Below are 7,508 nucleotides of genomic sequence, written 5' to 3'. Positions count from 1 at the left end.
CCGCCGGCGCCGAGGCCGCCCCTGACGCCGCGCGTGAGCTCGTGGCGCTGCTGCGGCGCACCTTCGGCGTGCCCGTTGCGCTGCTCAACGACGGCCTCGCCGCACATGTCGGCGCGTTTGCGGGCGCACCAGGAACGGTGCTGATCGCTGGAACCGGTGCGGTGGCGTTTGGCGTCAACGCGACCGGCGGCATCCGTCAGGTCGACGGCCTCGGACCGTGGCTCGGGGACGAGGGCAGCGGATGCTGGCTCGGTCGGAGTGGCCTGCAGGCTGCTCTGCGCGCCGGCGACGGGCGCGGGCCGGAGACCCTGCTGCGCCTCGATGCTGAGGCCCTCGCCGGCGGGCTCGACAGATTGCCGCAGTGGGTCGCGGCGAGCGGAACGCCGGCGCGCACCCTGGCCAGCTTCGCTCCGCGCGTTCTCGATCGGGCGGCAGAGGGCGACGCCACGGCCGTCGGTATCGTCGATACCGCGTGCGCGTTCCTCACCCGTACGGTTGCGGCCGCCGCCGAGGGCGACAGCACGGTGGTCGTCACGGGCGGCCTCCTGTCACACTCCTATTTCTCAACCCGTCTCGACATCGCCCTCGCGGCCGTCAACCTGGCCCGCGTTGCCGCCCTCGGCGACGCGCTCTCCGGCGCGGCGATCGTGGCCGGACGCACCGGGCTGCCCCACGAAAGGACGGTCATCCGTGGCTGACGACCACCCGGACCACGCGGCGCTCCGCGACTCGCTCGCCCTGCTCTCCACCGAGCAGACGAACGAGCGCTACCCCGACCTCGACCTGCTCTCGACCGCCGAACTCGTGCACGCCATGAACGCTGAGGACGCCGGAGTCGCCGCCGCCGTGGCGGCCGTCGGGCCCCAGATCACAGCCGCCGTGGACGGCATCGCCGCCCGCATGAGCGTCGGCGGCCGGCTCATCTACATCGGAGCAGGCACGGCCGGGCGCATGGGAATCCTCGACGCGAGCGAGACCCCGCCCACCTTCGGCACCGATCCCGAGTTGGTCGTCGGCCTCATCGCAGGGGGCCCGACCGCCGTGCACACCGCGGTGGAGAATGCCGAAGACAGCGCGAGCGCCGGGGAGAACGACCTGCGCGCGCTCGGCCTCGGTGCCCGGGACTCCGTCGTGGGCATTTCCGCTTCCGGGCGCACGCCATACGCGGTGGGGGCGCTCGAGTATGCCGCGTCGGTGGGGGCGTTCACCGCCGGGGTGTCGTGCAACGCCGGGTCGGCGCTCGGCCAGGCGGCATCCGTTGCCATCGATGTCGTCGTGGGACCCGAGATCCTGACCGGGTCGACGCGACTGAAGGCCGGCACCGCGCAGAAGATGGTGCTCAATATGCTGAGCACCATCACCATGGTTCGCCTCGGCAAGACCTACGGCAACCTGATGGTCGATATGCGCGCCACGAACGAGAAACTGCGCGCGCGGGCCGAACGCACGGTGATGCTCGCAACCGCAGCGGATGCGGCGGCCGCGGCGCAGGCACTGAGCGACACGGAGGGCTCGGTGAAGGCCGCAATACTCGTGCTGACCACCGGAATCACGCCGCTCGCCGCTACGCTTCTCTTGGCCGGTCATCACGGTTTTCTCCGCGAGGCTATCGCGGATGCTCCCCAGATCACGGGAAGGACAGCCGATGTCGCCTAACGCCCTGCTCACCCTGCGCCAGGCACTGCCGGGGCTCAGCGCCACCGAGACTCGCATCGCTCAGGCGGTGATCGAGAACCCGGCCGTCGTGACGAACCGCACCATCACCCAGCTCGCCACGGACTGCAGCACCTCGCCGGGAACGGTGGCGCGCTTCTGCCAAAAACTCGGATTCTCCGGCTACCGTGATTTTCGGATCGCCGTGGCCGCGGATGCCAGCCGCGAGCAGGCGCAACGCGACCGTTTCGAAGTGGCCGACGGGGAGATCAACCGCACCGACAACGCGGAGGAGGTCGTGGCCAAGATCGCGTACCAGGAGGTGCTCGCCATCGAAGAGACGGCGAAGGCACTCGACCTCGCGACGCTCGACCTCGTCTCGGCGGCCATCTCGGCGTCGGGCCGCATCGACGTGTACGGCTTCGGGTCGAGCGGGCTGACCGCTCAAGACCTGCAGCAGAAGCTGTACCGCATCGGGCTGGCCGCCACGTGTTTCTCCGATATGCACCTCGCCCTGGCCTCGGCTGCGCTGCAGAAACCCGGTGGCGTTGCGGTGGGGATCTCGCACTCCGGCCTGACGATCGAGACCATCCACGCTTTGCAAACGGCGAGGGCGGCCGGGGCCACGACGGTGGGAATCACGAATTTCCCGGACTCGCCACTCGCCGAGCACTGCGATTTCGTGCTCACCACGCAGGCGAGGGAGAACCGCTACCGCTCAGGGGCCATGTCGAGCCGGATCGCGCAGCTGGCGCTCGTGGACATTCTGTTCGTGCGCATCGCACAGTCCATGTACGACGATATGACGGAGTCGCTGCGGCTCACCTATGAGGCCGTGCAGCGCCACCGGCTGCCCTCGCCGCACGACGACTGATGCGATCCGGATAGGTTTAAGAGCACCAGATCAGGAACGGGGACCTATGAATCGCGCGGACCGCCTTACGGCCGTTCTCGACCTGCTGGCCGAATCCGGTCAGCTCGAGGTCGACGACATCATCGAGAAGCTCGGCGTATCCGCCGCGACCGCCCGCCGCGACCTCGATGCGCTGGCCAGCCGGCAGTTGCTCACCCGCACCCGCGGCGGCGCCATTGGGCAGGCGGTGGCGTATGACCTGCCCGTGCGGTACAAGAGCGAGGCCCGCGCGACGGAGAAGCGACGCATCGCGGCGGCGGCGAGCGCGCTCGTGAACCGCGGTGACGTGGTGGGCCTGTGCGGCGGAACCACGAGCACGGCCATCGCCAGTGCCCTCGGCGCGCGCGCCGACATCATGCAGGCCGCCCCTCATCCCAACCTCACCGTGGTCACGAACGCGATCAACATCGCCGCTCAGCTGGCGATGCGGCCACAGATCAAGACCGTGGTCACCGGCGGCGTCGTGCACTCGCGATCGTATGAGCTCGTCGGGCCGTACGCCAACGAGGTGCTGCTGCAGGTGACCCTCGATCTCGCGTTCATCGGCTTGAACGGGATCGATCCCGTGATGGGCGCCACCGTGCACGACGAGCGGGAGGCCGCCGTCAACTCACTGATGGCCCGTCGTGCCACTCGGGCCGTGCTCGTGGCGGACTCGAGCAAGATCGGCCAGACCGCGTTCGCGAGCATCGGCGACCTGGCCCAGTTCGACGCGCTGATCACCGACGACGGCATCACCGACAAGCAGGTGGCCGCGTTCGCCGCCGCCGGCCTCGAGGTGATCGTCGCGTGATCGGACGGCCGGGTCGCGCGCTCATCCACTCCGCCCGGCTCGTCTCCGGCGGCTCGCTGACCGCCGATTCCTGGGTGCTGTTCGAGAACGGCGTCGTCGGAGCCGTCGGCACAGGATCGACGTGGCGTGACGTGGGTGTGGATGCCGGGGCGACGACGAATGCCGCGGGGCGCCACCTCACTCCCGGGTTCATCGACATCCACTGCCACGGAGGGGGCGGGGCTGCCTTCGACGACGGGGCCGAGGCGATCGCGGCCGCTCTCGCCGTGCACCACCGGCACGGCACCACGCGCGCGGTGCTCTCGCTCGTGACGGCGAGCCAGGCCGACCTCGAGTCGCGAGTGGCCGTCGTCGCCGCCGAGGCGGAGCGCAACCCGCTGGTGCTCGGCGCCCACCTCGAGGGGCCGTTTCTCGACGCCACCTTCCGGGGCGCCCACGATCCGGCGCTGCTTCAGTCGCCCGTTCCGGAATCCGTTGAGCGGCTGCTCGCGGTGGGACGCGGCCAGATTCGCCAGGTGACCATCGCCCCCGAACTCCCGGGGGCCGCCGACGCCCTCGCTCGCTTCGTGGCCGCCGGGGTGCGGGTGGCCGTGGGCCACAGCTCGGCGGACTACGAGACCGCTCGAGCCGCCTTCGACGCCGGCGCGAGCATCCTGACCCATGCATTCAACGGCATGAACGGCATCCACCATCGGGCTCCCGGCCCGGTGGTCGCCGCCATGGACTCCCCCGGTGTCGTGCTCGAGGTCATCAATGACGGGGTGCACGTGCACCCCTCGGTCGTGCGGCTCGCGTTTGCCGGTTCACCCGGCCGCATCGCTCTGGTGACCGACGCGATGGCCGCCACCGGCGCATCCGATGGCCACTACCTGCTCGGGTCCCTCGCCGTGGAGGTCATCGACGGCGTGGCTCGCCTCGTTGACGGCGGATCGATCGCCGGGTCGACACTCACCCTCGACGTGGCGCTGCGGAACGCGGTCGCCGCCGGTATCGACCTGCCCGATGCTGTGACGGCGCTCACCGAAACCCCCGCCCGGGCGATCGGCCGCACCGACCTCGGTCTGCTCGCCGTCGGCTACGCCGCCGACGCCGTGCTGCTCGGCCCCGACCTCACCGTCGACGCCGTCTTCGCCGAAGGCCGCCTGCTGAGCCCCACCAGCTGAACCCCGTCGTACCGCCCCGACCGGTATCAGCGTCGCGGCCATGGGGCCGAAGTTGGCAGGTCACACGCGAGATGCCAACATCCGCCCCTTGAGTCGAGCGACACCACACGAGATGCCACCTTCCGCCCCATGAAGCCCCCGCACAGGGCAGAAGTTGGCAGGTCGCGAAGCCCAAGGGGCCGAAGTTGGCAGGTCACACGCGAGATGCCAACATCCGCCCCGGCGGCGAGCAAGGGACTCTCTGCGGCACTTTGTGGGCCGGGCACACGGTGGCCGCGGAATCACGCGGGAGTGCCGCCGGGGCGTCGCACTGTGCTGGAGTTCGGCACCGGGGCGGGCCGTGCGGGGCGCCCGCTCGGCACTGCAGCCAAAAGTCGCGGCGGGCATTGCCATCGAATGAACTACGTGTTTTACTAGATGCAATTCAGCACGCACCGAGTCAGGACATGTCATGGCCGAAACGGCACCCAGGGCGGACACCACCACCCGCACCGCCGAGCGCGCGCTCACGCTGCTGAGCGTGGTGTGCCAAAAAGGATCGGTGACGCTCGGCGACGCCGCGAAGGCCGCCGATCTCTCGGCGAGCACCGCCTTACGCCTGCTGCGCACGCTCGAATCCACGGAGTTCGTGCGCCGCGACGACGACGGGAGCTACCGCCCGGGCACGACCATTGTGCAGCTCGGGGTACTGGCGCTCAGCCAGGAATCCCTGGTCTCTCTCTGCCGCGACCCGATGACGCGCATCGTCGAGCAGTCCGGCGAGTCCGCCTACCTCAGCGTTCCGGCGCCCGGGCGACAGGGGCTCTACATCGCGATCGTCGAGGGCACCCACTCCGTGCGCCACGCCAATTGGGTGGGCCGCAAGTTTCCGGTGGAGTCGAGCGCCTCCGGCTCCGCGTTGCAGGGCGAGGTGGGCGAACACGGCTACTGCGTGGTGAGCGACGGCGTGGAACGCGACGTCACCGCGATCGCGGCACCTATCCGCGTGGGCGAGCGCATCGTCGGCGCGCTCAGCGTGGTCGTGCCGAGCTACCGCATCACCCCCACGAACATCGAACACATCGGGCGCCTGTTGCTCGATGAGACCCACTCTCTCTACAACTGACCCACTCACTTTCGGACAAGGACTCACAATGACGGATTCCACCACCACGACCGCGACCACCGCCCACACCGCGCGCCCGGTGCGCGCCGCCCGTGGCACCACGCTCACCGCGAAGAGCTGGCAGACCGAAGGTCCCCTGCGCATGCTCATGAACAACCTCGACCCCGAGGTCGCCGAGCGCCCCGACGATCTGGTGGTCTACGGCGGCACCGGCAAGGCCGCCCGCAACTGGGAGTGCTACGACGCCATCGTGCGTACCCTCGAAACCCTCGAGAAGGACGAGACCCTGCTCGTGCAGTCCGGCAAGCCGGTGGGCGTGTTCCGCACAAACGAGTGGGCGCCGCGCGTACTCATCGCCAACTCCAACCTCGTGGGTGACTGGGCCACCTGGCCCGAGTTCCGCCGCCTGGAACAGCTCGGCCTCACCATGTACGGGCAGATGACCGCGGGATCCTGGATCTACATCGGCACCCAGGGCATCCTGCAGGGCACGTACGAAACCTTCGCCGCCGTCGCCGAGAAACGGTTCGGCGGCACCCTCGCCGGAACCCTCACCCTCACCGGCGGCGCGGGCGGCATGGGCGGCGCGCAGCCGCTCGCCGTCACCATGAACGACGGCGTGATGCTCATCGTGGATGTCGACCCGTCCCGCCTGCAGCGCCGCGTCGACCACGGCTACCTCGACGAGATGACCGACGACCTCGACGACGCCGTCACCCGCGTGCTCGCCGCCAAGGCCGACCGCCGCCCGCTCTCGGTGGGCCTCGTCGGCAACGCCGCCACCGTGTTTGCCGAACTGCTCAAACGCAAGGTGCCCATCGATGTGGTGACCGATCAGACCAGCGCGCACGATCCGTTGTCGTACCTGCCCGAGGGCATCCGTTTGGAGGACTGGCACACCGAGGCCGCCGCGCATCCGGAGGAGTTCACGCTGCGCGCCCGGGCGTCGATGGCCAAGCAGGTGCAGGCGATGGTGGGCTTCCAAGACGGCGGCGCCGAGGTCTTCGACTACGGCAACTCCATTCGCGCGGAGGCCCAGCTCGGCGGCTACGACCGCGCGTTCGACTTTCCCGGGTTCGTGCCCGCGTACATCCGCCCGCTGTTCGAAGAGGGCAAGGGCCCGTTCCGCTGGGTGGCGCTCTCCGGCGACCCGGCCGACATCGCGGCCACCGACAAGGCCATCGTCGAGCTGTTCCCGGAAGACGAGCACCTGCGCCGCTGGATCACCAAGGCCCAAGACAAGGTGCACTTCGAGGGCCTGCCCGCGCGCATCTGCTGGCTCGGCTACAAGGAGCGCCACCTCGCCGGCCTCAAATTCAATGAGATGGTGGCGTCGGGCGAACTCAGCGCGCCGATCGTGATCGGCCGCGACCACCTCGACTCCGGCTCGGTCGCTTCGCCGTACCGCGAGACCGAGGGCATGAAAGACGGGTCGGACGCCATCGCCGACTGGCCACTGCTCAACGCCCTGCTGAACACCTCCTCCGGGGCGACGTGGGTGTCGATCCACCACGGCGGCGGCGTGGGAATCGGCCGCAGCATCCACTCCGGCCAGGTGATCGTCGCCGACGGCACCCCGCTCGCCGCCGAAAAGATCGCACGCGTGCTCACCAACGACCCGGGCACCGGCGTGATGCGCCACGTGGATGCCGGCTACGAGCACGCCGCCGACGTGGCCCGCGAGCGCGGCCTGCGCGTGCCCATGTGGGAATCGGAGTGAGTGTCGGGCGAGCGGATGCCGCAGCGCCGTCCGCGGGGTCGGCCCCCGCGCGCCCGGAGCACGCTGAGCACGCTGAGCAGGCAGAGCGGGCAGCGCGGGCTGAGCGTCCACAGCGGGTCGAGCAGACGGAGCAGGCAGAGCGGGCAGCGCGGGCTGAGCGC

Annotated in this window: 7 protein-coding genes; all 7 read left to right on the top strand. The window is 69.9% G+C overall.

Translation table 11 applies throughout. The annotated features are described in order from the left end of the window. Positions 1–698, top strand: a 698-nt coding sequence (locus tag JF66_RS17310; RefSeq protein ID WP_035879962.1) for an N-acetylglucosamine kinase, incomplete at its 5' end; no start/stop codon positions are given. Then, on the top strand, positions 691–1,656 hold the full coding sequence (gene murQ / locus JF66_RS17305) for an N-acetylmuramic acid 6-phosphate etherase (protein WP_035879961.1): 966 nt from the start codon (positions 691–693) through the stop codon (positions 1,654–1,656). The genes JF66_RS17310 and murQ, both read left to right, overlap by 8 nt. Continuing rightward, positions 1,646–2,527, top strand: a complete 882-nt coding sequence (locus JF66_RS17300; protein ID WP_051973703.1) for a MurR/RpiR family transcriptional regulator — start codon at positions 1,646–1,648, stop codon at positions 2,525–2,527. Before murQ ends, JF66_RS17300 begins: the two co-directional genes overlap by 11 nt. A 46-nt stretch (positions 2,528–2,573) precedes the next feature. After that, positions 2,574–3,359 (top strand): DeoR/GlpR family DNA-binding transcription regulator, encoded by a 786-nt coding sequence (locus JF66_RS17295; protein WP_035879958.1) that lies wholly within the window; start codon positions 2,574–2,576, stop codon positions 3,357–3,359. Continuing rightward, on the top strand, positions 3,356–4,522 hold the full coding sequence (gene nagA / locus JF66_RS17290) for an N-acetylglucosamine-6-phosphate deacetylase (protein ID WP_231556487.1): 1,167 nt from the start codon (positions 3,356–3,358) through the stop codon (positions 4,520–4,522). Before JF66_RS17295 ends, nagA begins: the two co-directional genes overlap by 4 nt. Positions 4,523–4,973: 451 nt before the next feature. Next, on the top strand, positions 4,974–5,627 hold the full coding sequence (locus tag JF66_RS17285) for an IclR family transcriptional regulator (protein WP_035879956.1): 654 nt from the start codon (positions 4,974–4,976) through the stop codon (positions 5,625–5,627). Between the two features lie 28 nt (positions 5,628–5,655). Next, positions 5,656–7,347, top strand: coding sequence for a urocanate hydratase (gene hutU, locus JF66_RS17280; RefSeq protein WP_035879955.1), 1,692 nt, complete (start codon positions 5,656–5,658; stop codon positions 7,345–7,347). Positions 7,348–7,508: the final 161 nt, after the last annotated feature.

The organism is Cryobacterium sp. MLB-32 (genome assembly GCF_000738085.1).
Classification (GTDB): Bacteria; Actinomycetota; Actinomycetes; order Actinomycetales; family Microbacteriaceae; genus Cryobacterium.
Note: the sequence above shows the minus strand (reverse complement) of the source record. Positions and strands in the feature narration are given on the sequence as shown.